The sequence below is a fragment of the Pseudoalteromonas sp. GCY genome (genome assembly GCF_016695175.1).
Classification (GTDB): Bacteria; Pseudomonadota; Gammaproteobacteria; order Enterobacterales; family Alteromonadaceae; genus Pseudoalteromonas.
Map to the genome: position 1 here is coordinate 321,213 of NZ_CP068023.1, position 25,824 is coordinate 347,036.

Annotated in this window: 25 protein-coding genes and 1 pseudogene; 13 read left to right on the forward strand and 13 right to left on the reverse strand. The window is 44.4% G+C overall.

Annotation, left to right across the window (positions count from 1 at the left end; genetic code table 11):
• Positions 1-10 precede the first annotated feature (10 nt).
• Positions 11-577, reverse strand: a complete 567-nt coding sequence (locus JJQ94_RS06655) for an NADPH-dependent FMN reductase (protein WP_010607787.1) — start codon at positions 575-577, stop codon at positions 11-13.
• 107 nt (positions 578-684) lie between these two features.
• Here JJQ94_RS06655 and JJQ94_RS06660 point away from each other — a divergent pair, with 107 nt between their 5' ends.
• The gene (locus JJQ94_RS06660; protein ID WP_099031153.1) at positions 685-1,572 is read left to right on the forward strand and encodes a LysR family transcriptional regulator; all 888 of its coding nucleotides are present in this window, start codon (positions 685-687) and stop codon (positions 1,570-1,572) included.
• Positions 1,573-1,595: 23 nt separating this feature from the next.
• Here the strand turns inward: JJQ94_RS06660 and JJQ94_RS06665 are convergent, their stop codons facing one another.
• From JJQ94_RS06665 to JJQ94_RS06680, 4 genes are all read right to left on the reverse strand, one after another.
• Positions 1,596-1,982: a hypothetical protein gene (locus tag JJQ94_RS06665; RefSeq protein WP_099031154.1), complete on the reverse strand. Its 387-nt coding sequence runs from the start codon at positions 1,980-1,982 to the stop codon at positions 1,596-1,598.
• Positions 1,982-3,574, reverse strand: coding sequence for a S41 family peptidase (locus JJQ94_RS06670; RefSeq protein WP_099031155.1), 1,593 nt, complete (start codon positions 3,572-3,574; stop codon positions 1,982-1,984). Before JJQ94_RS06670 ends, JJQ94_RS06665 begins: the two co-directional genes overlap by 1 nt.
• A 63-nt stretch (positions 3,575-3,637) precedes the next feature.
• A complete protein-coding gene (locus tag JJQ94_RS06675) occupies positions 3,638-4,258 on the reverse strand; it encodes an endonuclease (protein ID WP_099031156.1) in 621 nt (206 codons plus the stop codon).
• An 85-nt stretch (positions 4,259-4,343) separates the two neighbouring features.
• Positions 4,344-5,054, reverse strand: coding sequence for a hypothetical protein (locus tag JJQ94_RS06680; RefSeq protein WP_099031157.1), 711 nt, complete (start codon positions 5,052-5,054; stop codon positions 4,344-4,346).
• 155 nt (positions 5,055-5,209) lie between these two features.
• Between JJQ94_RS06680 and JJQ94_RS06685 the strand changes: the two genes are divergently transcribed.
• A complete protein-coding gene (locus tag JJQ94_RS06685) occupies positions 5,210-5,590 on the forward strand; it encodes a hypothetical protein (RefSeq protein ID WP_099031158.1) in 381 nt (126 codons plus the stop codon).
• Positions 5,591-5,708: 118 nt separating this feature from the next.
• A complete protein-coding gene (locus JJQ94_RS06690) occupies positions 5,709-6,878 on the forward strand; it encodes a DUF3103 family protein (RefSeq protein WP_099031159.1) in 1,170 nt (389 codons plus the stop codon).
• Between the two features lie 59 nt (positions 6,879-6,937).
• Here the strand turns inward: JJQ94_RS06690 and JJQ94_RS06695 are convergent, their stop codons facing one another.
• Positions 6,938-8,548 (reverse strand): endonuclease, encoded by a 1,611-nt coding sequence (locus tag JJQ94_RS06695; protein WP_099031160.1) that lies wholly within the window; start codon positions 8,546-8,548, stop codon positions 6,938-6,940.
• Between the two features lie 299 nt (positions 8,549-8,847).
• On the opposite strand from JJQ94_RS06695, the gene JJQ94_RS06700 reads away from it, so the two are divergent.
• The 5 genes from JJQ94_RS06700 (at position 8,848) to JJQ94_RS06720 (ending at position 14,635) form a co-directional block, all read left to right on the forward strand.
• The gene (locus JJQ94_RS06700; protein ID WP_099031161.1) at positions 8,848-10,665 is read left to right on the forward strand and encodes an assimilatory sulfite reductase (NADPH) flavoprotein subunit; all 1,818 of its coding nucleotides are present in this window, start codon (positions 8,848-8,850) and stop codon (positions 10,663-10,665) included.
• Between the two features lie 44 nt (positions 10,666-10,709).
• Positions 10,710-12,431 (forward strand): assimilatory sulfite reductase (NADPH) hemoprotein subunit, encoded by a 1,722-nt coding sequence (gene cysI / locus JJQ94_RS06705; protein WP_099031162.1) that lies wholly within the window; start codon positions 10,710-10,712, stop codon positions 12,429-12,431.
• A gap of 38 nt (positions 12,432-12,469) precedes the next feature.
• Positions 12,470-13,210: a phosphoadenylyl-sulfate reductase gene (locus JJQ94_RS06710; RefSeq protein ID WP_039494589.1), complete on the forward strand. Its 741-nt coding sequence runs from the start codon at positions 12,470-12,472 to the stop codon at positions 13,208-13,210.
• A 104-nt stretch (positions 13,211-13,314) separates the two neighbouring features.
• Positions 13,315-14,082 (forward strand): amino acid ABC transporter substrate-binding protein, encoded by a 768-nt coding sequence (locus JJQ94_RS06715; protein WP_236596554.1) that lies wholly within the window; start codon positions 13,315-13,317, stop codon positions 14,080-14,082.
• Positions 14,083-14,095: 13 nt separating this feature from the next.
• Entirely contained in the window at positions 14,096-14,635 is a 540-nt protein-coding gene (locus JJQ94_RS06720; protein ID WP_099031164.1) for a DUF4124 domain-containing protein, read from the forward strand.
• Here the strand turns inward: JJQ94_RS06720 and JJQ94_RS06725 are convergent.
• From JJQ94_RS06725 to JJQ94_RS06730, 3 genes are all read right to left on the reverse strand, one after another.
• The gene (locus JJQ94_RS06725) at positions 14,632-15,717 is read right to left on the reverse strand and encodes an NAD(P)/FAD-dependent oxidoreductase (RefSeq protein ID WP_099031165.1); all 1,086 of its coding nucleotides are present in this window, start codon (positions 15,715-15,717) and stop codon (positions 14,632-14,634) included. The genes JJQ94_RS06720 and JJQ94_RS06725 overlap by 4 nt on opposite strands.
• Positions 15,718-15,790: 73 nt before the next feature.
• The gene (locus JJQ94_RS24130) at positions 15,791-16,009 is read right to left on the reverse strand and encodes a hypothetical protein (RefSeq protein WP_010376257.1); all 219 of its coding nucleotides are present in this window, start codon (positions 16,007-16,009) and stop codon (positions 15,791-15,793) included.
• A 77-nt stretch (positions 16,010-16,086) separates the two neighbouring features.
• Entirely contained in the window at positions 16,087-16,524 is a 438-nt protein-coding gene (locus tag JJQ94_RS06730; protein WP_010376255.1) for a PaaI family thioesterase, read from the reverse strand.
• A 96-nt stretch (positions 16,525-16,620) separates the two neighbouring features.
• On the opposite strand from JJQ94_RS06730, the gene JJQ94_RS06735 reads away from it, so the two are divergent.
• Positions 16,621-17,382: a hypothetical protein gene (locus JJQ94_RS06735; RefSeq protein WP_099031166.1), complete on the forward strand. Its 762-nt coding sequence runs from the start codon at positions 16,621-16,623 to the stop codon at positions 17,380-17,382.
• Between the two features lie 49 nt (positions 17,383-17,431).
• Here the strand turns inward: JJQ94_RS06735 and acnA are convergent, their stop codons facing one another.
• Together acnA and JJQ94_RS06745 are read right to left on the reverse strand one after the other, a co-directional pair.
• The gene (gene acnA / locus JJQ94_RS06740; protein ID WP_099031167.1) at positions 17,432-20,167 is read right to left on the reverse strand and encodes an aconitate hydratase AcnA; all 2,736 of its coding nucleotides are present in this window, start codon (positions 20,165-20,167) and stop codon (positions 17,432-17,434) included.
• Between the two features lie 269 nt (positions 20,168-20,436).
• Positions 20,437-20,805, reverse strand: coding sequence for an RNA-binding S4 domain-containing protein (locus JJQ94_RS06745; protein WP_099031168.1), 369 nt, complete (start codon positions 20,803-20,805; stop codon positions 20,437-20,439).
• A 15-nt stretch (positions 20,806-20,820) separates the two neighbouring features.
• Here JJQ94_RS06745 and JJQ94_RS24135 point away from each other — a divergent pair, with 15 nt between their 5' ends.
• Together JJQ94_RS24135 and JJQ94_RS06755 are read left to right on the forward strand one after the other, a co-directional pair.
• Complete coding sequence (locus tag JJQ94_RS24135; RefSeq protein WP_236596555.1) at positions 20,821-21,273, forward strand: hypothetical protein; 453 nt, start codon at positions 20,821-20,823, stop codon at positions 21,271-21,273.
• 84 nt (positions 21,274-21,357) lie between these two features.
• Positions 21,358-22,020: a hypothetical protein gene (locus JJQ94_RS06755; protein WP_099031169.1), complete on the forward strand. Its 663-nt coding sequence runs from the start codon at positions 21,358-21,360 to the stop codon at positions 22,018-22,020.
• On the opposite strand, the gene JJQ94_RS06760 is transcribed toward JJQ94_RS06755, so the two are convergent.
• The gene (locus JJQ94_RS06760) at positions 21,997-22,488 is read right to left on the reverse strand and encodes a hypothetical protein (RefSeq protein WP_236596556.1); all 492 of its coding nucleotides are present in this window, start codon (positions 22,486-22,488) and stop codon (positions 21,997-21,999) included. The two genes, JJQ94_RS06755 and JJQ94_RS06760, sit on opposite strands and share 24 nt — an antisense overlap.
• Positions 22,489-22,674: 186 nt before the next feature.
• On the opposite strand from JJQ94_RS06760, the gene JJQ94_RS06765 reads away from it, so the two are divergent.
• The gene (locus JJQ94_RS06765) at positions 22,675-23,772 is read left to right on the forward strand and encodes an ISAs1 family transposase (RefSeq protein WP_099030799.1); all 1,098 of its coding nucleotides are present in this window, start codon (positions 22,675-22,677) and stop codon (positions 23,770-23,772) included.
• A gap of 375 nt (positions 23,773-24,147) precedes the next feature.
• On the opposite strand, the pseudogene JJQ94_RS06770 reads toward JJQ94_RS06765, so the two are convergent.
• Positions 24,148-25,448: pseudogene (locus tag JJQ94_RS06770) on the reverse strand (IS5 family transposase).
• A gap of 247 nt (positions 25,449-25,695) precedes the next feature.
• Between JJQ94_RS06770 and JJQ94_RS24420 the strand changes: the two are divergent.
• Positions 25,696-25,770, forward strand: a complete 75-nt coding sequence (locus tag JJQ94_RS24420) for a hypothetical protein (RefSeq protein WP_442960337.1) — start codon at positions 25,696-25,698, stop codon at positions 25,768-25,770.
• Positions 25,771-25,824: the final 54 nt, after the last annotated feature.

Below are 25,824 nucleotides of genomic sequence, written 5' to 3' on the forward strand. Positions count from 1 at the left end.
AGATTGAAAGTTATTTTAACTTACTTGCAACTGACACCAGTTGCAGAGCGAGGCTTGATACTTTTTCGGCAAGTTCTGGGTCTTTAATTTTACCTTGGTCATCAAATACATTGAATGCGCTAGGTACAGCCAATTGGTCTGCGAGTACTAAACTGCCAATGCCAGATAACACATCGCGGACATGGTTTAGGCCGCGTAATCCACCTAAGCCGCCTGGTGAGGCTGCATAGAGTGCCACTACTTTGTTTCTAAATGCTGGCACTGCACCTTGTTCTGTTCTAGACGCCCAGTCTATTGCGTTTTTGAGCACTGCAGTGAAGGAGCCATTGTATTCTGGGCTTGCCAATAGAATACCATCGGCATCGCGCAGCTTGTCTTTTAAAAGTTGAGCACCTTTTGGTGTGCCTTGCGCTTCAAGATCTTCATCGAACATTGGAATATCTAAATCTTGTAACTTGATCACTTCTACTTCTGCGCCACTTTCTAGTGCAAAGTTTGCCGCGGCTTGGATGAGTAATTGGTTGTAGCTGTCTTTTCTTAAACTGCCTGCTAGTGCGATAATTTTTGCTGTAGTCATCTTGCTGATACCTTATTTTGTTTCGTTAAAGTGATAGTAGCAAAATTTTACTTGCACAAAACCGAAATAAACGCAAAGCTTGTGTGCATATATGCACAGAGGCGGTTATGGATAAATTCACAGATTGGCAGGATCTAAAGGTCGCTTATACGGTTGCCAAGCTTGGCACCTTATCAGCGGCGGCTGAGCATTTAGAGATCCATCATAGTACGGTACTGAGGCGAATAAATAGCTTAGAAGAAGCATTGGGAACGCGGTTATTTCACCGTCATGCCCGAGGTTACCAGGTAACACAGGCAGGAGAAAAGTTACTAACTACGGCGAGCCAAATAGACGAGCGCTTGATGGAGTTGAGTACTTCTATTGTTGCCTCGGACTGTCAGCTTAGGGGTAAGTTATTGGTGACAACGGTCAGTGGCTTTATGGATATGCTGTCGGAGCCTTGTTTGACTTTTCAGCAATTACACCCACAGGTACAACTTGAAGTCATTCTCGACCAAAAGCGTTTACGCTTAGATCACGGACAGGCGCATGTCGCGGTGAGGGCAGGACCAAAGCCCGATGAGCCCGACTACATAGTTCAGCATCTAAATACTTTAGAAGCTGGCTTGTATGCCTCTTCAAGCTATATCAAGCGTATGGGGATCCCCAAAACACTTGAAGCGTTACAGGCGCATTACTTTGTCTCTGGTGTGGCCGGATTTAATGCAAGAGTGCCATATTTCGCTTGGGTAGATGAACATATCCCTGAGACACAAGTGACGCTTAGAGTATCTGAAACGTCAGACGCATCGCGTGCCATTGTTAATGGTTTAGGTATTGGTGGGCTACAGCATGATGTAGCGAAACGTTATCCAGATTTACAGCCGGTGTTGCGTGATGAGTTAAAATGGTTGAGCCAAGTTTGGCTAGTGACACATGTACTGGTTCACCGAACGGCCAAAGTACAGGCATTATGTGACGTGTTAAAGCGCCATTTTGCTAACCTGAACTGAGGTTATGAGAATTACGGCTGGCGTTATTTTTCCAGCTTTTTGCAGCTCACTTTACTGAGCACGACATAAGTATCCTTTTTCGGATAGTAAAGCACACACAGGGTATCGCGAAGCTGCAAGATGAAACTCTCATAAGCGAGATTATGGGCGCCTAAAATTGGACTGCCATTGCCATCTAGGCTTTGGCCATGCTCAAGCAGTAGTGTTGGACTACGTTGAAAAACGGTGCTTGCGAGAGTTGGTGGTACGCCGCCTTTGAGTTTTACTATAGCTTGCTTGAGTTGTGATAACACTTCGGGCGAAGAAGCCGAGAGTACAGCCTCATTAACCGAAGTTGATGCAGGCACGCTATTGCACGCTTGCATCAATAAAGCCAAAGCGATGATTTTCACCGCTTTTAGCAGCGCCATTATTGCGGCTCCTTAGGCTTCATTAAAATTGCATTTTCCCGCATTGGATAGACTGGGAGCGTAACCGCATGCTCCTTATTTTGATACTGTGGCTGAGCGGTAGGTGCAAATTGCGCTACATTTGGGCAACGACCGGTATCTATATGCGTCAGTGCTGCGGCGAAAAGATCTTCCTCTTGATTGCCAAGCGGTGCTGAGAAGTCATCTGCGACAATACAACCTGGTACTTGTGCGCTTAGACCAATTTCACCGCTGCTTGATGCTCCTGAAGGGGTAAAGCCATCAGCATAAGCATCAAAGCCCTTCGCATTTTCTGAACCAAACTGAATGGTATAGTAAACCGTGCCGCAGTTTTGCGCGGGCACAAAGCCATAGGGCTTACCTCGAGTGGTACCACCGATCAAAAAGACTTCAACATCAATGCCACGCAGGCCATTAATTACATTTTCACTGGCAGAGGCCGTGCCTCGTGTTGAGAGGATATAAACTCTAGGTAAGGTTACTGTGGGCAAAGTGGTTGATGTAAACTTGTTTTCAGCCCAGTTTATTGCTCTAGACTCAAATTCTGTTCGTTCTTCTTCAGCAGTACGCTTGTCATTTAAGGTGCTATAAGTGAAGGTTTTATTTAGGCTGCCGTCGCCCACAACCATATAACCTAGTTGCGCTGCCATAATGACGCGACCACCACCGTTGTAACGCATGTCGAGTACTAAGTCGTCTATTTGTTGTGTTTTAAATAGATTAAAGGCTTCAATTAATCCTTCTTGCGCTGTTGGAATAAATTGATTGAACTGCACATACCCAACCAGCTTGCCGCCATAGTTAATGACTTTAGCGTTTTGCACCGGTGAGGTTTCAATATCGACTGAAGTCAGGGTAACGGATTTTTCGTTGCCTGATTTATCTTCAAATACAAAGTTATGTGGCTCGCTTTGCTCTGGTGATAGGCCTGCATTTAGCGCAGCAGTATTATCACTTGAAATAAAGTCGACGCCATCTATCGAGAGGATCTTATCTCCACGTACAATCCCAGCATTCGCGGCTGGTGAATTGGGCTCTACTGCGGCGACAGTAAAATTACGTGGTGGTGATGTGGATATGGCCGCCCAACGAATGCCATAACCGGTTGCAACGCCCGACTGCGCTTCTTTTTGGAAGCTCTCATAAGATTCGTAGAAATGAAATTGATCTTTGGCATTGCCTGACGCCGTCGTTTGGTTTGTTTTTAATTGCTCGAAGTAATCAATAACGGTATCGAATTGTGTTGGGTCGTTATCTAGTACTTCGTCGTACCAAAGGTAGGTTTCGTTCGTAAAAGAGCGGAGCCACATTTTTTCATGCATCGCCGTACCAACCTTATCAGGATAAGGTTGGTTGTTGTTATATTTGTCAGTACCCGTTCTTGGGGAGGCGCAATAGTTAATAAACTGACTTGATGCAGGATACTGATTAAACCTCCAAGTTGGCGGCTCGGTTTGTCCCGTGTTATTACCAGGGTTATCGGTGCCTAATGAATCGCTGCCACCGCCACCACAAGCGGCTAATAACAAGCTCATTGCTGTTGATGCGAAAACTAGAGTAATACGTTGCATCGTATTCACGTTCCTGTTTTAGTTGTATGACTAAAAACTAGCACCGCTTGGATTATCTCGCAATCACTGTTTCTGCCAAGCCGTGAATAATTTCCGCTGCTGTGAGGAGATTTTTAGCCCGTAGGTTTTTTCCATGTAAAAATACGCATCAGCGATGCGTTTTCTTGCATACTCTGGTGGTTCAATTCGGCGTAATTTAAAGTCTATCTTGACCGGACACGCGCCATAGTTTGCTTCAGTACTTGGTAACATGCCAAAACGAAAATTAGACCGATCCCCATTGATTTCACCAATCGCTGGAGCAAGATTGTGAATATCTGCTTCCATCCTCCTAAATTGCTCACTGACTTTACGGCAGTGCTTTCTGCCCCCATCTTGCCAGCACTGCAACTGATGTCCAAATTCCCACGCGGGCACGATGTGCTCCCACTCAATGCGGTGAGCACGGGCGTTTTCTTTGCCATTGCGAGTGTAAGGTAACCTCGGGGTATAACCACAACTTGCGGGATCTGGGACCAGCTTTTTGCCTTGCTTTTTGATATTACAATTACAATAAAGCGTGCGGGTATTGTCAGTAACTTGTTGTGATAAATGTTTCTTTGCTTTTGAGAAAGACGTGAACTCTTGAGCGTTAGCTGTTACTACAAATAAGCTAAGCGCTAAGATATAGCAATATCGTGACATAACCTCTCACCAAATGGTGGAATACAGGAAATGTCACTATATCAAAAAAATCATCAATACCAACAAGAGTATACGGTAAGCCCCTTTATTTATGCAGTGCCGGGCGACGTTTTCGCCAAGGTGGAGATTGCAATAATAACAATATCCCTGTTAGACAAAAGAGCACACTCGTAGCAGCGAAGGAAATGAGCAAGGGATTATTAAAATCCTCACGTTCGTCGTAATCCATAATGTGTAACATCCAAAAAAAATCAAAGATGCGCCACAACGTGCTACGAACCGTCACAACTTCACCGCTGGTTGCGCTTAGGTACAGCGTGGTGGAGAGGATATCGTTATATTCGACTCGCCAAACATCTTCCTTGTAACCTGCTTCTCTGGGGGCTGTGGCAAGTCGTTCAATATGGCTCACATCCGCTGCAATTAATAAGTGTTGGTTGGCCTGTTGTATTATTTGCTGTTGATTTGGAGTGGTAAAAGGTGCGCCTGTTATCCCGTTGAAAATGAGCTGCTCATCTTGGTTGAGTTTGATGATGGGAGTATCGAGAAAATGGCCGAACTGGATTTGACGCACTTGCACTGTGTTTTGTACTAACTGATTGAGATCAGCTTGGTACGCTGCGGTGGGAAAGGGGTTGTCTAAGCTTCTATGCGCTAAGTGTTTACCGTGGATCTTTGCCAATGGGATCGCGCTCATGACCAGCCCACCCAATAGCCAAGCAAAGATCTGTAAAAACAGTAAATAGCCAAGGTACTTGTGGAGTTTACGTGCGGGTTTTAGCAGTTTTTTAATCATCACAATATGTTATTCTAGTTGTTCGTGAGTATGATAACTATAACGCACGGTGCTTAGAATGTGACAAATTGTCGCATTGTCCAATAGGTAATGCCCTTATCATACTGATAAATAAGTCATTACTAGATTTAGCTTTACAAGGTAGCTTTTAATACATGTCTGAAATTCAATTTTTAAATGTCGATTTGGAACTGGAGTCAAAGCAAGATATCAGTGCGTTAGTTTCGGATTTAAAGAAAAATGCTATCGTGCTGCATTACGATCAAGACGACTATCGTCAATTGGCTCGCATCGAAGCAAATACCAATGAATTAACCCCTGATAAAGCGATTAACCAACTGTGTGAGTTAATTGAGTCTTGCTCTAAAGCGGCACTTAAGCAATGGCTAGGTTGTACGAAGCGAACTTTTGACATTGGCTTTAACTCAGGCAAGTCACCCAAGTGCTTTTCGCAAGCACTACAGGCAGATACATTGCTTAGGATCTCTGCAATAGGTGCTGGAATAGAAATTACTATCTACCCAATAGAAGAATAAAAACTCTAAAAGCTAGATTAAATTGTTTTATATGTTAACATTGTTAACTTATTGATAATTTGTTTTTGTTGTTTTATCTTGTTTATTCCACAACACGGATTATTTCTAGGAACGCAAGATGAAACAACATGTAACCCTCTCTACCCTAATGATAGCCATGCTCGGCGGAATGTCTTTCGCAAGTTCTGCGGCAGACAAGGCTAACCTTAATACCTACAGTTCACTTAAGCAGCTTGATAAATTTAACGCTGCACCAGTTCAAGTTGCTGATATAAAGAAGCAAATTGCGAAAAAATTAGCGCTATCACTTAATCACGTAGGTCCCCAAGTTCAAACTCAACTTAGCCAGTATCGGGATGCAGTTTCACTGGAGCAGCTACAAGTTCAGGGGGCGACTAAGCAGCTCATGACAGAAGCGAGCCAGTATACTCGTTCATTAAAAGGCTTGACTGACTATAGCTCTAATCTATATCAGCTGCGTATTGCTTCTAGCGAAATGCTAACAAAGTGGCAACAAGGTGAAGCGCCATTAATTGCTTTTGCGCCTAAAGGTGATGATAAGCACTGGCAATATGTAGAGGCCTTTGATGAGCACGGCCAATTGCATTTGCTTGACGCACACACAATGCCAGAGCGACCCGTGCTGATCGTTGAACTGGATAGCAATAAGGTAAAACAAGAAGGCATTCAGGTAATGAAGCAAGTGTTTGCCAAGCAAGGCCTAGCAATGCCATCAACAGCAGTGCAGAGCAACGATGAGGCAGAGCCGATTTCAACCAGTGTATTGAAGAAAATCAGACTAAATGACGATGAAGAGCCTTGGGTATCTGGGGCTGCGGAAGTTTACGGCATTGTAACTGGCGTCAACCCATCCCGAGATGAACCCGTCCTAGATATCGTGGATATGCCATATTTGGATCACGATGGTACGGACTATACGCCTAACCAAATTATCATTCACTGGGAGCGATATCGTTGGCAAGCGGCAGATCTACTGCTGATGGAGCAAGACGACAATACTAACTATCAAGACTTAGCAACAACACTTTTGGATATTGTGACGCAAGTGATGCGCGCTATTCCTGATCCCAATGTTCAAGGTTATGCGATTATCCCGCAACTGACCAATCAATTGATCAAAGCAATGCCAAGCCATTGGTTTACTAACGATGATGACTATGTTGATGTATTTTACACCTTGTTTGAAGGACAAACTTACAACGGGCATATGGGCGCAAGTGGTAATGCGAAAGTGACGATTGAGCCACTTACAATTAACCCTCGCTAAATATTAGCCAAAGTGATGTTATTGAAAAAAGGCCAGTAACTGGCCTTTTTTATTTATAGTTACCAAATTGCTTCGACGAACTCTGGATGGTCTACAAATGGATTTCGGTTACCCTGAAATTCGTAAGCCGCTTGGTTGCGCGCTTGCTCTAGGGCATCGACAGGATCTTCGTTATGCCATCTTTTTAGCATGTTGATGACCCAAGTTTCGAAGACTTGCTGTTGGGTGCCATTGAGTACCGCATTGCTGTAGCTGGTATTATTTTGCCAATTTGCAATCACATCTTGATAACGCGTTGCCATATAGAAGTAGGCACGAGCAAAATCTCCTTTGAAACTATCAATAGGCTCAAATACGCTACCGCTGTAGTTGATACCAGATGCTGAACCTAAGCGACTACCATTACTTGAGGTATAAGAAGCGCTCCCTACTTCACCAAATGGATAGTTACTGCGCTTAGAATTTACATAACCATCGGAAGCAAAAATATGATGGATATCTGAATTCATCGGTTCTACTTGGCCACCAAACCAAGATTTAGGGAAGGAGTGTTCTCGGTTATAGCAATCGCCCTCGCCGCTGTAACTGCCGCATTGTGATCCGGTAGAGACATAAGTAACACTATCATTTGCCGTTGGCTTTTCAGAGTAGCGATCTAAGATACTGTTATCTTTTTCAAAATAGCGGTCGCGCTCGTTCTGATCGATAAAGCTCCAAATAGCAGAATATCCTTGTGATTGGTGGTTACGAATAATCTGGTGTAACTCTGTTTTCAGTGCATAACCGCTCAGTCCAGCAGCAGAGGCATAGTAACCATCGCCTGAAGGGGGAGGTGTAGTTGTGCCAAGCGTAAAGGTATGATCTTGACGATTGCTGAACTGGCCGCCGGAAGCGAGCGTTGTCCCAGCGTGCGTTAAGGTATACTGGCCATTACCATTGGTGCAACAAATTCCGTCGCCATAGCTGTCTAAAATCGTAAAGGTATAACTACCGTCGTTAAGGCATAAGTTTTCATTTATCGATTGATTATTGCTATAGCCACTACCACTAGCAACGGTTGTGTTTGCTGTATTAGTGATCTGCCAGCTTGTTTCGCTACCATAATTATCGGTCATCAAAGCGAGAGTGACACTATTATTTTGACAGCTCTGAGGCGGCTCTGGTGTGGTAGAAGTTGGACCAAAGCCGTCAACGTAGACAGTTTCATTACCGTCAAAACCACTGCCATCGTAAAAACGTAAGCCAACATTAATCGCAGTGGTTGCAGTTGCGGTATAGGTATAGCTAAGTTGTTGCCACTGCCCGACATTGAACTGATCTGAATAACCATGATAGCCGTCCACCACTAATCGTGCTTTGACACCACCTTCCGTGTGATAGACCCAAGTGCTAAATTGATAGCTTTTACCCGCTTCAACGTTTACTTGCTGTTGTAAGTCTGTGCTACTTTGTGTTGCAGTAGTTACCTGCACCGCTGCTGCAAGATTACCGTCTTTTATTGGTGTCGTAACCGAGCTAAGTGTGATGCCCGAGTCTATCGTCGTCCATCCACTAGGGACTTGACCGCTCCAGCTCTCGAAACTGCCATTTGTCACCTGTGCGGTAGCGTTAATACTCAGTAAAGCGCAGCATGATCCGAAGAGCAGACCTTTATATTTCCCGTGTTTCATTATTACTCTCATTATTTTGATTATCTATATTATAGTTTGTCTGTATATGACAGTTTGATTTTGCATCAAAACTGTTACGGCAATGTTAAACTTTTTGGCGGTTAAATATCGAACTTCTTTTAATCTGTTTTCTTTGGACTTTTCTATCTTCAATAACTAAAAGGAATATAAAAGCAGATTCTATTCTTTTTGATCTCTCAATTTGCCACGTATGCTTCACGCTAATAAAAGTAGGCTACGCTGCGTGCGAGCCAGTTATGCAATGAGCAAGCAAAACCTTTTGGGTACGGGGATCCATGATGTTGTTAAGTCAACTTAATGCTGCAGCAAGTCCGCTGACACATGAACAACTGCAAAAACTACAAGGCTTAGTTGGAGAGTTAAATCCAATCCAACAGGCGTGGGTGAGTGGCTATTTAGCTGCAACCGCAAATTCAGCTGCATTATCAGGTATTGCTGGACAAGCAACAGCGGGCGCTGACGAGTCTGCACCTTTGACTATTTTATTTGGCTCACAAACCGGTAACGCAAAAGGGGTTGCAAACCAAATTAAAGCTCAGGCTGAAGCGCGTGGCTTGACGACTAAGTTGGTCAATATGGCTGACTACAAACCGGCTAACCTGAAGAAAGAGAAGTTCTTAGTGATTGCTGTCTCTACTTACGGAGAGGGTGAGCCACCAGAAGATGCAGAAGCATTGCATGAATTTTTAGCTGGTAAGAAGGCGCCTAAACTTGAAGGTGTAAAGCAAGCTGTAATTGGCCTTGGTGATTCAAGTTATGAATTCTTCTGCCAAACAGCTAAGGATTTTGAAGCGCGCTTGGCAGCCCTTGGCGCTGAAGTTGTTGTGCCGCGAGCTGACTTAGATGTGGATTATGAAGCTGAAGCCGAGGCGTGGATAGCACAGGCGCTAGATGCGTTGGAGCCCGCGCTTAAAGCTCAGCAGCAAGCGGGTGGTGGTAACGTTATCAGCATGCCATTTGGTGCTCCTCAGGCTGCAGCAAGTCAATATACAAAGCAAAACCCCTTCGCGGCCGAGCTTAGTGTGGTACAAAAGATCACTGGCAGAAACTCAAGCAAAGATGTGCGTCACATTGAAATTTCGCTTGAAGGTTCTGATATCACTTATCAGCCGGGTGATTCACTTGGCGTGTATTTCTTAAATGACCCACAAGAAGTGGCGGCGGTGATCGATGTCTTAAAACTCGACAAAGCACAAACCGTAAAAATAGGTGAACTCACCGTTTCATTAGAAACGGCGTTGATTGAACATCTTGAGCTAACACAGTCGTATCCTGGCTTTGTTGAAAAGTATGCGATTGCGACTGGGAATGAGGAACTAAGCGCACTTGCAAACGATAAATCGGCATTGCGTGCTTATATTGAAGAACGCCAAATCTTCGATGTGATTAAGCAAAACCCTGCCAACATTGAGGCGCAAGCGCTAGTTGATTGCTGTCGCAAATTACAAGCACGCTTGTACTCTATTGCGTCAAGCCAAGCAGAGGTAGAAGAAGAGGTGCATTTAACCGTAGGTTTAGTTGAATTTGATACCTTTGGTGAAAAGCATTTTGGCGGCTGCTCAGGTTATTTAGCGAATCGTGCTGAAGAAGGCACGAAAGTGAAAGTATTCAGTGAGCACAACGATAACTTTAGATTACCTGTCGACAATGCCACACCTGTGATCATGGTTGGCCCAGGTACAGGTATCGCACCGTTCAGAGCCTTTTTGCAAGAGCGTGAGGCGCGTGACGCTGAGGGTGAAAACTGGCTGTTCTTTGGTAATCCACACTTTACAGAAGATTTCCTTTATCAAGTAGAAATTCAAAATTACGTAAAGTCGGGTTTATTAACACATGTAGATTTGGCATTTAGCCGTGATCAGGCAGAAAAGATTTACGTGCAAGATAGACTGCGCGAGAAGGGCGAAGCTGTATTTGCATGGCTTGAAAAGGGCGCCCATTTTTATGTCTGTGGTGACGCTAGCAGAATGGCCAAAGATGTACACCAAGCACTTATCGACATCATTAAAACCCATGGAGGGAAAGATGATGAACAAGCTGAGCAATATCTTAAAGCATTGCGTAGCGCAAACCGTTATCAGAAAGACGTTTACTAACGCGTCTTGTTATACCGTCAGCCAATTTTAATGTAGGAAAGACAATGAGCAACTCTGAAATCAAACCGAATAGTAAGCTCGATGCAAACGCAAAGTTTTCTGATAATGAGCGTTTGAAGTCACAAAGTGCCCACTTACGCGGCACAATTTCAACGGATCTGACCGATCAACTAACCGGCGGCTTTACTGCGGATAACTTCCAATTGATCCGTTTCCACGGTATGTATCAGCAAGACGACCGCGATATCCGCCCAGAGCGCACTAAGCAACGCCTTGAGCCACTGCATAACGTGATGCTTCGTGCTCGTATGCCTGGTGGTATCATTAAACCACATCAGTGGTTGGCTATTGACGAGTTTGCAGCGGATAAAACCATGTATGGCAGCATTCGTCTGACAACGCGTCAAACTTTCCAGTTCCACGGTGTACTGAAGCCAAACATCAAAGGGATGCATCAGCTGCTGAATAGCGTAGGTATCGATTCTATTGCGACGGCGGGGGATGTAAACCGCAATGTGTTATGTACAACTAACCCGGTCGAGTCTGAGTTACACCAAGAAGCGTACGAGTGGGCGGCTAAAATTTCAGAGCACTTGCTACCAAAAACTAAAGCTTACGCTGAGATCTGGCTGAATGGTGAAAAAACCGAGACAACGGCAGAGCCGATTTTGGGTGATACGTATTTACCACGTAAGTTCAAAACCACAGTTACTATTCCCCCAAACAATGAAGTCGATGTGCATGCCAATGACCTCAACTTTGTTGCTATCGCAGATGAGGGCAAGCTAGTTGGCTTTAATGTGCTTGTGGGCGGTGGTTTGGCGATGACCCATGGTGACGTTAATACCTATCCACGTAAAGCAGATGACCTTGGCTTTATTCCGCTTGAGCATACACTTGCCGTTGCTGAGCATGTGGTTTCTGTGCAACGTGACTGGGGTAACCGAGTAAACCGTAAAAATGCAAAAACTAAATATACGCTAGATACATTTGGTACTGAGGCGTTTAAAGCGGAAGTTGAAAACCGTGCCGGTATGACGTTTGAGCCAAGCCGTCCTTATGAATTCACTCACCGTGGCGACCGCTTTGGTTGGGTTGAAGGTATTGATGGTAAGCATCACTTAACGGTGTTTATCGAAAATGGCCGTATTTTAGATTTCCCAGATAAACCACTTAAAACAGGTTGTCGCAAAATTGCAGAAATCCACAAAGGGGATTTCCGCATGACTGCAAACCAAAACTTAATTATTGCTGGAGTTGCAGCTGAGGATAAAGCGCAAATTGAACAAATTGCCCGCGAGCATGGTTTGATAGATAGCAAGCATTCAGAGCAGCGCAAAAACTCGATGGCGTGTGTATCGCTACCGACGTGTCCACTTGCGATGGCTGAGGCGGAGCGCTATTTACCTGAGCTTGTGACAAAGGTAGAAGGGTTGCTCGCTAAGCATGAGGTTGCTGAAGAGAATATTATCCTTCGTGTAGTTGGCTGCCCTAACGGCTGTGGTCGAGCGATGCTAGCCGAAGTTGGATTTGTGGGTAAAGGACCTGGTAAATACAATATGTATTTAGGTGGTAACCGTGCTGGTACTCGCATTCCTAAGCTGTACTTGGAGAATGTCGGCGAAGACGTATTCCTGCCAGCGCTAGATGAGTTGATTGGTCAGTGGGTTAGTGAGCGCAACGAAGATGAATGTTTTGGTGACTATGTCATCCGCAAAGAAATCGTTGCGGAAGTAAAAGTGTCAAAAACTGATTTCCACGCTTGATTTAGAACGGGCAGCTACGCTGCCCATTGGATGAGAAAATGAGTGATTTTAAGCAAATATTGACTCTGGACAGCGCAACTCAGCAGATGCTACTCGCGGATGCTAATGCCCTACTGAGTGATAAAACTGCCGAGCAGAGAGTGGCTTGGGCACTGGAAAACTTACCGGATACTCACTTTTTGTCTTCTAGTTTCGGTATTCAAGCTGCGGTTATGTTACACCTTTTGACTCAGCAGCAGCCTGATATCCCCGTGGTACTTACCGATACGGGCTATTTGTTTCCTGAGACGTATCAATTTATAGAGTCACTGTCAGAGCGTTTGGCGCTCAATCTTAAGATATATCGTGCTAAGCAGAGTCCTGCTTGGCAAGAGGCAGTGTATGGTAAGTTATGGGAGCAAGGCGAAGAAGGTATTAAAAAATATAATACGCTGAACAAAGTTGAGCCGATGACTCAAGCGTTACGCGAACTTAGCGCAGGCACTTGGTTCAGTGGCTTACGTCGCCAACAGTCTTCAACGCGTGCGGATAAGCCAATCGTTGAGCTCAGTCGCGGCACTGTCAAGTTTTACCCTATTATTGACTGGCATAATCGTGACGTGTATCAATATCTTACAAAGTTTGATTTGCCTTATCACCCGCTCTGGGAACAAGGCTATGTTTCTATGGGGGATGTTCATACCACCCGTAAGCTTGAACCTGGCATGACAGAGGAAGAAACACGCTTCTTCGGTCTAAATCGTGAGTGTGGGTTGCATATTGATGGTGATGGTATTTAGATCCGCAATGTTCATTTAGTAGGTTTGAGTGTGGCTGGTTTTTTGACTTGGAAATTCCCAGCGATCGGTCATACTTAGTCTATTATTTGTTCAAGGTCTTGGAGGTGGCTTTGATCTACTTTCCAAAGACGATGTTACTATTGCTACTTAGTTGTACCTTGTCTTTTGCTGGCCACGCTAAAACAGCGGAAGAAAGCAAAACGTTTATCAACTTTGCAGTACAGTATTATCCTCCCTTTATAATCGAACATGCCCAAGAGCAGGGTGTGCTTATTGATATTTTCGAGCTGTTTGCAGCACAGTATCATTACCAACCAAATTACCCAGTGTATCCAGAAAAGCGTTCGTCTGTAGAGATCGAGCGAGGGAATGTTGATGTGCGGATGGAGTCTGAACATTGGTATCGTGGCACGATGCAAATGTGTTGGAGTGAGCCAATTTACACAATTGAAGATGTATTTGTTACACACAAGCAGGCTGAACAATTTGATGTAAATGGCTTAAATGAACATCTATTTTTAGGTCGATTTGGCTATACCTATCCTCAGTTAGAGCCGTATTTTGACAGTAATTTGCTGCAGCGCAAAGACTACTACTCAGAATTTGATATCTTGTCCGTGCTTGCAGGCGGAAGTGACAAAAGTCTCGCTTTTTCTATTGTTGGCGAACCAACACTGCGTTGGTTACAGCTGAAATATCCAGTATTAAAAAGTACGATCAGCGTGCGCGGCGTTTCTGATGTGGCGCCGTTACAATTGCAGTTTGGTCGCACTCAAAGAGCGAAAAAATTGTGTGATGACTTCAATCACTTTTATGCTGACTTTAAAAAAACGGAGCAATTTAAGCAGATACTGTTAAAGTATGGGCTCTAAGGAAAGTCAGAGTATGAAGATGAAAGCCGCAAGTTACTTGATGATTATGATAATGCTGGTGGCGTTAGCCAGTTTATTTGTATTGAAGCGCCCTGATGGAAAGCCGTGGTTAAATGTAAATTCGTTGACCAACAAGGTTGAGCAGCAGGTAACAGCATTAACGTATCAAGGTGTGACGGCGCTTGATAAAGTGAAAACCCACACGAAGGAGCTTGTAAGTGATGACACTCAACAGCCTGCACCTGGGGTACAAGTGTATCGTTGGCGCGACGCTAAAGGACAATGGCATTACTCAGATAAACCCAATCCAAATGGCGAGTCGCAGCACTATCAATTAGATGAACGCAAAATTACCGTGATAGCAGCCGAAGACACAAGCATTCTGAATAAACAGCCAGAGCAAGCCGTAAGTAAAGAAGCAGCTTCGGCATTACCAACGGCATTAAATCCAAAAGCGGTAAAACAGGTGATGGAAGATGCGAAAAACATCCCACAGCTGATGGATGATAGAACGAAGCAGCTTGAAAAGGCGCTGGAGGAAAATCAGCGCTAAAGTCGTTGTTCAATATATTCTGCAATGGCGAGACTTGCGGTCAGTCCCGGTGACTCAATCGCCATTAAGTTAACAAAGCCTGATATTCCATGGGTTGCCTCGAACTGAATTACAAAGTCGCTTTGCTTTTCTTTGCTTAATTTGGGTCTTATCCCAGTGTAATCCGCTGTGAGCCTATTCTCATCTAGAGTCGGCCAGTATCGCTTTATTGCGGCGACAAAGCGCGCTTTTTGGGAGTCATCAAACTGATAATCAATGTTTTCAATATAGTCGGTATCAGGGCCAAACTTGAGTTGTCCAGCTAAATCTAATGTCGCGTGTACGCCTAATCCATGCGCGTTAGGTAGAGGGTAGATGAGCTGTTGAAAAGGATGCTTACCTTGATAGCGATAGTAACGGCCACGACAATAATAGGCGATGGCTTTGTCGCTATCACCGGTAATTTTATTGAGCACATCGGGTGCGTTCAGCCCTGCGCTGTTTATCAGCTGGCTACAGCCCATTTCGAACTGCTCGCCATCGCAGCGCATCGCAACAATAAAATCACTGCCTAATTGCTGTGCGTGCATAAACTCACTTTGCGTTGCAACAATCCCCCCATTACTTTCAATCTCAGCGATGAGTGACAGCATAAATTGGTGGCTGTCTAAAATACCGGTGGAGGGAGAGAATAGTGCGCTATGTATTTTCAAATAGCTGAGCTGTTGCTCGATGGTCTTGGGTGAAGCAAAGTCAATATCCGTGACAGAGTTAGCATGGGCACGCGTCTTAATTTGTTCTAGGCTTTGCGCTTCCTCTTCGTTTGTCGCAACAATGAATTTGCCGAGTCGCTGAAAGGGAATGTTTAGCTGCTCACAGTGTGTGTAAAGGAGAGCTTTTCCTCGAACGCATAGCTGGTGCTTTAAACTACCATAAGGGTAGTAAATACCCGCATGGATCACTTCACTATTACGGCTACTTGTATGCTCACCAACACGAGATTCTTTATCGATAACAATAACGCTGCGGCTCTGGCTGAGTTTTGCTGCTATCGCTAAGCCTACAACGCCAGCGCCAATAATTAGGGTGTCGACCTTTTCCACAAACTCTGAGTACCTTCATAAACGTAGACGCTCAGGGTGCAGTAAAACCAAGCAAATATCAAGCTAGTATAGGCTAATCTCGGTGCTCTCGACGCATTAGCAAAATGGTCAGATATATTTTAGTCGGTAAAGAACAAATGAGACCGAGCGCGACACAGCTCGCACCAATTATAAAACCGCTCGGACCAAGATCATTCAACCAGTCGCTCGTTAACATGGTGTGGCCCGTGAAAATTAAAATCAATCCTGCCACAATGAGCATATGCAGAGGCCAAAGCTTTTGAGTTGACACAGTACCACCTCACTATTCTTTGTGTTGCAATAATAATGAGGTGGGTTTGCGTTTTTGTAGTTGTGATAGATCAAGTTTTAGCGTGATACTACGGCGGCGGTCATTCTGGAAATGCAGCACAGTTCATTGCGACTGTTAGTGATGCGGATCTCCCATACAGATGAACGTTTACCGAGATGTACAGGCTTAGCAATGGCTGTGAGTATGCCTGTTCTTGATGCTTTTAAATGATTCGCATTGATCTCTTGCCCAACACAGTAGAATTGTTCGGTATCTACAACAAAGTTTGCTGCGTAACTTGCAACGGTTTCCGCTAAAGCAACGTTTGCGCCGCCATGAACCATACCCATGGGATTATGATGCTCAGGAATGGCAGGCATAGTCGCAACCAAGTAGTCGTCACCCACCTCGCTGATTTCTATTCCTAACGTTTTCATGAGTGTGCCTTTACCTGTCATGCCGTCTTCCAGTTTTTTGCATAACTCTACACTTACGGGTTTGAACCAGATTGCCATACTTGTCTCTCTTTTGAATACATATGCTTACATTTTTTTACTATGGCGGTTTTTTTTCACAGTTACAATCGTTGCCTTTATATGGAGGGGGAAAGTATGAAGGCATTATCGCTGATAGGACTGTTATTTTATTCAGGCTTCAGTATAGCCAACTCTCACGAAGTAAGTGTTGGCTTCGGAGAGTTTTTGGAGATTGAGGATGGATTCTTAGGTGTTCAGTATCGACACTATCTTACTGAGTTAAAGAATGATGGCACACCCTATGGTTTACAGGGATACCTGCAAAAGAGTAATAACTTCTCTGTAGGTGGTTTTAAAAATGATGATTGGCATCTTTATCAAGCTGATGCTGAATTCTTTATTGGGCGCGATTGGCGAGTTGCTGTTGATGTAACCCAATTTAGAGATGACTCTGCACTTTTTACTGCGACGCGAGATACGATAGCGCTGGTACAAGTGGGACGTTTTGTTAGTGAGAATATGCAGCTTGGCGTTACGCTCGTCGGTGAGCGCTCAGAATTTGACAACTACACAATGGATGAACGAGATACAGAAATGGCAATAGCGCCATTTTTTCGTTATACAGAGATTGATAACGGTGTTGGATGGGATGTAAAAATGCAAAAAGTCGCAGCCGATATCGATTTTTGGCAGATCCATGCGGGCTATTATTTGGCTAAGGACTGGCAGGTGTCTGTATCAGCTCGATTACGTGAAGATGATTTTGATCAATCGGTAGTGGAATTACAGACCGATTATTGGTTTAGTTCACAATCGGCGCTGAAGTTTGGAATTGGCAGTGCGCTTGATGATGGTGGCATCAATACAATTACGCTGATTTACACTCGCAGGTTTTAAAAAAGACGGCCGGTGCCGTCTTTTCCATTAAAGTATTGCCAAAAGAGGCTTATAGCATTTGTCTTAAGACGTACTGTAAAATCCCGCCATGTTGGTAGTACTCCCACTCTTTGGGTGTATCGATCCGAATATCCGCCGAAAACTTAATTTCTTTGCCATCCGCATTTGTTGCCGTGACTATCACTTCGGTTGATGTGTCGTATATCCCTTCAATTTCAAACTCTTCTTCGCCAGTTAACCCCAGCTCTTCGTGGCCATCATCCGGTTTAAATTGCAGCGGTAAAACCCCCATACCAATAAGGTTAGAACGGTGAATACGCTCGTAGCTTTTAGCAAGTACGGCTTTAATCCCAAGTAGTAAAGACCCTTTAGCAGCCCAGTCTCGTGATGAACCCGTGCCGTACTCACTGCCCGCGAGTACAACGAGTGGCGTATTACGCTGCTGATATTGCTCTGCCGCATCGAAAATACTCATAAGTTCGCCCTCAGGTAATAGGCGAGTAATACCACCTTCGGTACCCGGAGCCAATTGATTGCGTAAACGTACGTTTGCAAACGTACCTCGCATCATGACTTCGTGATTACCACGACGCGAACCATAAGAGTTAAAATCAGCTTGCTTCACTCCTTGTGCTTGTAAATACTCCCCAGCTGGTGCCGAAGCTTTAATATTACCTGCTGGAGAAATGTGGTCAGTCGTCACTGAGTCGCCCAGTTTAGCGAGACAGCGTGCGCCTTTGATACTTGGGATCCCTGGCGGCTCTTTACTCATATCATCAAAGAAAGGGGCTTTTCGAATATAAGTAGAGCTATCTTGCCAATCATAGCGTTCACTCTGATTTACCGCGATTTGTTGCCAATGTTGGTCGCCTTGGTAAACGTCAGCGTAGTTCTTCGCAAACATGGCTTGAGTCACTGTCTGAGACACAAGTTCACTGACTTCAGAAACAGATGGCCAAATGTCTTTTAAGAACACATCCTGGCCATCATCGGTTTGGCACAATGGCTCATTATAGACATCGATATCAGTGCGACCTGCAAGTGCATACGCAACGACAAGTGGCGGCGAGGCGAGGAAGTTCATTTTTACATCTTGGTGGATCCGTCCCTCAAAGTTGCGGTTTCCTGATAAAATGGAACTGACAACCAGCTGATGTTTAACGATGGCTTCGTTAATTTCTTTTAGTAATGGACCTGAGTTGCCGATACAAGTCGTACAGCCATAGCCCACTAAATTAAAGCCTAGCTCAGCAAGTGGTTCCAATAGGTCGGCTTGTTTTAGGTAATCGGTAACCACTTTTGAGCCAGGAGCCAATGAGGTTTTCACCCATGGTTTGGATTTTAGGCCGAGCGCTTTTGCCTTTTGTGCAACGAGGCCTGCGGCGAGAATAACGCTAGGATTTGAGGTGTTTGTACAGCTCGTGATCGCTGCAATAACACACGCACCGTCGACTAATTCAAATTCTTGCCCTTTTAATTTTACCTTAGCTACACCAAGCGTTGCGGGCTCATCTTGGTCGACCCGAGAAGTTCCGCCTTCACCAACGGTGCGAGCTTCGTCTGGATCCGATACGGCATTCTTTTCACTGCGCTCATGTTGGAACTCGCCCAAGTGGGCTTGAATTGTTTTACCCGCATCATTAAGAGGGATTCTATCTTGTGGGCGTTTTGGGCCAGCAAGGCTCGGAACCACTGTCGCTAAGTCTAGTGTAAGTACATTTGTATAGAGTGGTTCATCACCAGGCTCACGCCACATGCCTTGATGCTTGGCATAACCTTCAATCAATGCAATTTTTTCTTCATCGCGATTGGTCAGTCGCAAGTACTCCAAGGTTTCGTTATCAATGGGGAAAATACCGCAGGTTGCGCCGTATTCAGGCGCCATGTTCGCAATGGTTGCACGATCGGCAAGTGGTAAATCAGCTAAGCCATCGCCAAAGAATTCGACAAATTTACCCACCACGCCGTGTTCACGTAGTATTTGTGTGACTGTGAGTACCAGATCGGTTGCGGTTGTGCCTTCAGGCAGCTGTCCTTCGAGTTTAAAGCCAACAACTTGAGGAATGAGTAGTGAAATTGGTTGACCAAGCATGGCCGCTTCGGCTTCGATACCGCCTACACCCCAACCTAAAATACCAAGGCCGTTGATCATTGTTGTATGAGAGTCGGTACCAACTAACGTATCAGGGTAGGCGAATGGCATACCGTCGATTTCTTTTTCGAATACGACACGTGCTAAATACTCTAGGTTAACTTGGTGCACGATCCCGGTTGCGGGTGGCACCACTTTTAGATTGTCAAACGCGCCTTGCCCCCAGCGCAAAAATTCATAGCGCTCTTTGTTGCGTTGGTACTCTAACTTGGCATTAAGATCAAAGGCACCATCGTGGCCATACTCATCAACTTGCACTGAATGGTCTATGACCATTTCAGCAGGTGATAAGGGGTTGATTTTGTTTGGATCGCCCCCAAGTTTTGCCATGGCATCACGCATCGCTGCAAGGTCCACGATAGCTGGCACACCCGTGAAATCTTGCATTACGACGCGCGCGGGCGTAAAAGCAACTTCTTTACTGGGTTTATCTTCCGGCTTCCAGTTGAGTAAGGCATCGATGTCTTGTGCAGTCACGTTTTTGCCATCTTCATGGCGCAGTAAGTTTTCTAATAAAATCTTAAGCGAAAACGGTAATCTTCTTGCCCTATCGCTTAAAGCTGGAAGTGAGTGAATATGGACCTGACGCTCGCCGACGGTAAGCTGAGTCAGGGTGTTATATGAATTATTCATGCTTGACCCTTTCCTTATACCAACTGCACTTAAGATTTGCTCTATATAAAAGGGAAAGTAGAGCATCCAATTAAATGAATTGGTTTTGTTCTAAAAACGCAAAACAAGGTGCATAGAATGTACCAGTTTCAGATTTGCCACTTTTTTGTACCACTATAGTCCTAGTGTTGATTGGACACTTTTTCAAGGGGGAGGTGCACTTTAGCGAGGCATCGGTGCACTAAAAAGGTGAGCATTTTTGTAATTAAATACGTCACAGTGTGGGATTGCTAGCCAAAGGAAATGGGTTTTCGGCCTGTATTTTTGTCCACTTGTGTGTAAGATTTTCCTGACTTTTGTCGTTTTTTCTTACTAGGTGTTGGTGCCGTTTCGGCGCGTGGAGTGGCAACCGCGCGCGGTTGCGGCGTTGCATCAGGTGCTAAGGTTAAATGAAATTCATCACCATCAAAATGCAGAATATCGCCTGAATAAATCTTTTTACGTTTTTGCGTACATATTTCATCATTGACTGCTACATAACCATCAGTGATCAATAGCTTAGCATGTCCGCCAGTTTCTGCTAAGTCCAGCACTTTCAGAAGGTTACACAATTCTATCGGCTCTTCTTCGAGCTCAATTTCAATAAACCCATCTTGCATTTTAATAACCTCAACATGCCGTATTTACCTAACACAGCCAGTGTCTTATTGCCTTATACGACAGTATATAAAATTACTGCGGTGAATGACGAAACTTTTTCGTTAAATCCGGGGTCTTTAACATTACTGAAGCATTTGGTGTGTATCTTGCATGCCGACCACGCGATTTGTTTTTATCAGTATTTTATGGAGGCAACGATGGGTATTCGCACAGCATTAAGAAAAGAGCTTATGAACGTAGATAAGACTGATTTAATGACCGCGGATGATGTACGTCACTATGTCAATGAGTCTCTCACGCAAGCCAAGGATAAGCTTTCTGTCATCTCTCGATTTAATGAGCATCATAGTCAGGTGCAAGCAGGGCTGCCAAGTCAGGAGCAGCATCTACGTCATCAACAGCATCGATTGTTTAAAGATATTCTCTACCCAAAAGCTTCTGTTGAAAATTGGTTGTCTAGATGTTAATTTGAAGTATTAATAAGACTGAGGTCGAAGTGTACTTCCCAGATTAGGTGCATTTCAAACCGAGGCGTAACACCAAGGATGACGATGCAACGTATTTTCGCAATTGCTACTTTATTATTGAGTGGCTGTAGCACCCAAACTTTACATATCTTTGAATCCGGTCTCGATGAAGGTACTAGAGCTAACTTAGTTCAAGCGTTAGAAAAGCGAGATATTCATTATCGTTTTACCGAGCTTCCCGTACCGCTACAATATGAGAGCGCACAATTAAATATTCCACCGATGACTTCAGGCGACAAGTGGCTTAGGGATATCGAATATGTGGTGAAAAAGATTGGTTTTGATACGCTGACAATTTCAGAATTTAATATGGAAGGACACCGTTATACACCGAATAACGCGGGGTTGTATCTGGTGCAAAACAGAGCTGCTCAAGCATTGCCAGATCTATTGTTTGCCCACCAATGTAAAGATGATTCTATCCAATTGCAGCTGAAACCCAATGGTCATTGGCAGCAGGTTGGCACTGAGTATCGGGGGCGTTGGATCTATAAAAGTAATTCTCTTACGCTCACGTGGCATGAGAAATCCGAGCAGCACCCCTACCAGCAAGTGTATGCCGAGCGCGAACATACAGTGCAGACATTACAGGGGCCCAAGCCTGCAAAAACATTTACCCGCCAGCAGCTTTTCGATGGACCAGTGCCTGTATTTAACTGTGACTTACAAGTGATCTTTGCTGAGTGAGTTGATAACTCGCTGGGCTCGTGACACTTGCTGCAGGCCGAGTTTCACCTGTTTCGTGGCGGGAACAAATGGAGTAGGAGCCGTTTTCGAGCTCTGAATCACAGGATATTCATGAAGCAAATTAGCATACATGGACTGAGTACTCGGTTTCAGCAAGAAATCAATAAATAACTCGGCATTGTGTGCATTGGGTGAGTGCCTTGCTATCGCAACCGTGGTGGTAGAAATAGGTGTTTTTCCCGAGTGCATTTTCAGAAAGTGGATCTCTAGCTGTTCGGCAAGTGCCTTATCGCGCTTATTTTCGGAGTGCTGCATCATGCTCCAATAATAGTGATTCGCCAGCGCAAATTCACATTGACCTTGTGCAAGCGCTCGCAGTTGATCTCTATCTCCTCCCACAGGGCGTTTTGCTAAATCCGAAAAGTGCTCAGGCAACGGTGTATCGTGAGTTAAAATGAAACTAAACATTCAGGGGGGTTAATGCTTTCAGAGCGCTCACACTTATGCTACTAGCAGGCGTAAAGTAGCTCTCTGAGCGCTTTGAATATGTGCGCTTATTGCTCAGTATCGATTCAGGACGAGATCGTACTTTAAATTGACGAATATTGGTGTTTTATGATCTGATTGCGCATCGCAATTTTTTAAGTCGTTACAATGAGCATCATCACACATTTAGAGTGGATTGAAGATCCTAGAACTGATGTCAACATCAAACACAATCTTGTCGACGTCTTGTTTTTAACTTTGAGTGCCGTGCTTAGTGGCGCCGACGGATGGAAGTCAATTCAAGAGTTCGGTGAGTTGCAACTGGATTGGCTAAGACAGCATCGTCCTTTTGAACATGGCATACCCAAACGTCACTGCATTGCGAACATAATCAAAGCTTTAAATACAGATGATTTGCTTAAGGCTCTGCTAGATTGGATTAATTCTCGTCGTGAAGAAGCTCAAAAGCCACACATTGCGATTGATGGTAAAGTGCTTCGAGGTTGTTGGAAAGACAATGTGTACAATGCGCTAAATGTGGTTAGTGCATTTGATGTTGATAATGGCCTAGCCTTGTATCAACAAGCTGCGAAAAATAAAGGCCAAGAAGGTCAAATTACCCGTGATATCATTGACATATTAGCGTGTAAAGGTTGCATTGTGACGCTTGATGCTCTGCATTGCCAAACGAAAACGTTGGAGACGATTGTAAAGAATAAGGGCGACTTTATTATCCAAGTCAAAGCCAATCAGCGTAGTTTACACAATGCTATCGCTGAGCACTTTAAAACTCACTATGACAGCATGGGCTCACACGAAGAAGCACAAAGCAATGGTAATGCTCATGGCCGAGGTGAAAGTCGTCTAGTTATGCAGCTACCGATTAAATTACCACAGAAACTCAAAGAGAAATGGCCTCATGTCAAAACGGTGATTGAGGTTGCAAGAGGTCGTAAATTAGGCGACAAAACCAGTTATACCTCCCACTTCTATGTCAGTTCATTGGCGGTAGAGCCAGAGTTAGTGGCAAAAGTAATACGCGAACATTGGCACATAGAGAATCGACTTCACTGGGTCTTAGATGTTGTTTTCAAAGAAGATAAATTAAAGGTAGCAGACCCTGACGGGGCGGCACACATCGCTTTGTTCAACAGGGTATGCTTAAACATAATCAGGCAACATCAAGGTAAGAAAGACAGTTTAGCAGCGAAACGAAGAGGAGCAGCTTGGAACGGTGATTTTAGGACGGAGTTACTCTTTGGTTAATCTATAAGCAAAGTGGAATCCCACCCTGACCCCTTGCGAGAACGTGAAAGGTTAAGGGTAAATGTAAAAATGGCTAACTACTTGGAAGCTCTGAAGTGTAGTTATAATCATTATTAATGACGGATTCTATCATTTTGGAACTTATGGCTTGGCTTTGATTGCTTCTAAGAAAAACAGTGGCTACACTAAAGAAGAGCAGGATATATTGCGTAAGATAACTGATTTGATAATTCTAAAATCAGATTGGAAAAAGTTTATTTAAGTTTTTTGGGATGATAAATAGTCGGCCCTAAATATTGACGTTTTGATGCTCAGACTGGCTGAACCATATCAGTAATCAGTCCAGACTGAGTATTCTCTTTATCGACAGTTCTGTTATTGCACTGCGCTTTTTACCGCTAATAGCTGATATAAAATCCAGGCATAAAAAAGCCGCAGTTGGGCTAGAACTTTACGGCAGTTTTGGCCTACACCCGCAAGCACCGCATTCAGTTTGTCACCGAGCTTTCCTTTTAAGCAGTTAAGCCCTAAGTGACCGTCTTGTTTCATGTGCCCGATGATTGGCTCTATGGCATTGCGTCGCTTGAGCTTCTTTTTAATGCTCGGTGTCACACCGCGCTTTTGCCCTGCAATATACACATCATAACGTTCTGCAAAATGCCCGCGATAACCTCTATCTACAAAACAGCTGTATGGCCTTTTATCTGTGACGTTTTCTACTATTCTCAACGTTTCCCATAACGTGTCACCATCGTAGGGGTTACCGTGCATTGCATGAGCGCAGACCACAAACTGCTCTTTCAATGTTGTCGCGACACTCACTTTGACACCAAACTCATACGGGTTCGCGCTTTTTCCCTTGGAGATACATTCAACATCGGGTTCATGTAGGCTATAGAGTTTGTTTTTACTCGCTTTTTCTTGCTTTAACAGCCGCTCGGCCTGTTCTAGGGCATGGATAAACGCCTGGCTTGGCTGCTCAGTGATTTTTCTCAAGATGTCTTTCATCACCCGTCTGAGATAGTTTTTCTGTTTTTTTAATGTTTTCTTGATGCGTTTAAATTGCTTGGCATGGGCATAGCGCGCTACTTTTTGCGCGGTCTTAGGGCCAACTCGTTCATAACTTTGTCTAAGTCGAATACCGGCTTGCTTAGCGAAACCAACCAGTTTATCACGGCATTTTTCTAGTAGTTTACTGTCTGTTGGATGGGCGATATTTTTCTCCATGACAGGTGCTGTCTACGACTACTTCTCGCAAGCTTGATGGTATTACTTTTAAGGCCCGCATCTACCGTGAGTGACAGCATTAACTCAACCCCATCTTCGCCAATTCGCTTACGAAAGCGTGTCATTGAACTTGGGCAGCAAGGCGGTTCATGCGTAAAAAATTGCATGCCACAAAAATATTGCCAATACGGGTTTTCGCACCACATGGCTACCGTATTTTCGTCAGACAATTTGTGAATTTGTTTCAGGTATTCGAGGCCCGCAAGTAAACGGATAGGCTTGGCGCCAGCGCCTTTATCGCCATAATGCTGTTTAAATTCAACCTCTAGGCGCTGCCAATCAATGAGTTTTGCTAGCTTCACTAGCTCATGACGGGGTGAAACAATATCAATAAGCTCGATTTGAAACTGGTGCTTTTGTGGTGTTTGCGCGGTTGGTTTTGGTTTCATTTTTACACTCAAATTGCAATGTTTTGGTTGTGTGATTCAAAAGAGCTGCAATTAGAGGGTAGTAAGATCGTTTAGATCTTCAAGTAATTCAATAAATTAAATTGGTTTCAGGGGCGACTAAATAAGGTAGGGATGTTGCCTTAGCTAAGACCTTATTTCAGATAATAAGTGCGACACTCATGGGATCGCGTAGAAGAGGAAGCTCGAAACAGCCAGAGCAAACGGCCACACCCCATTCGACTATGTGATGTATTGCTTAAACAAATTAGCCCAGCTACAGTGCGATATCGACAGTTTACTGCCCTGGCATGTTAGCCTCTAGGTGTAGTTCGCTGCACGCTTACTGAGTTTTAAGCAGCCAGCTGTGGTATTCAAA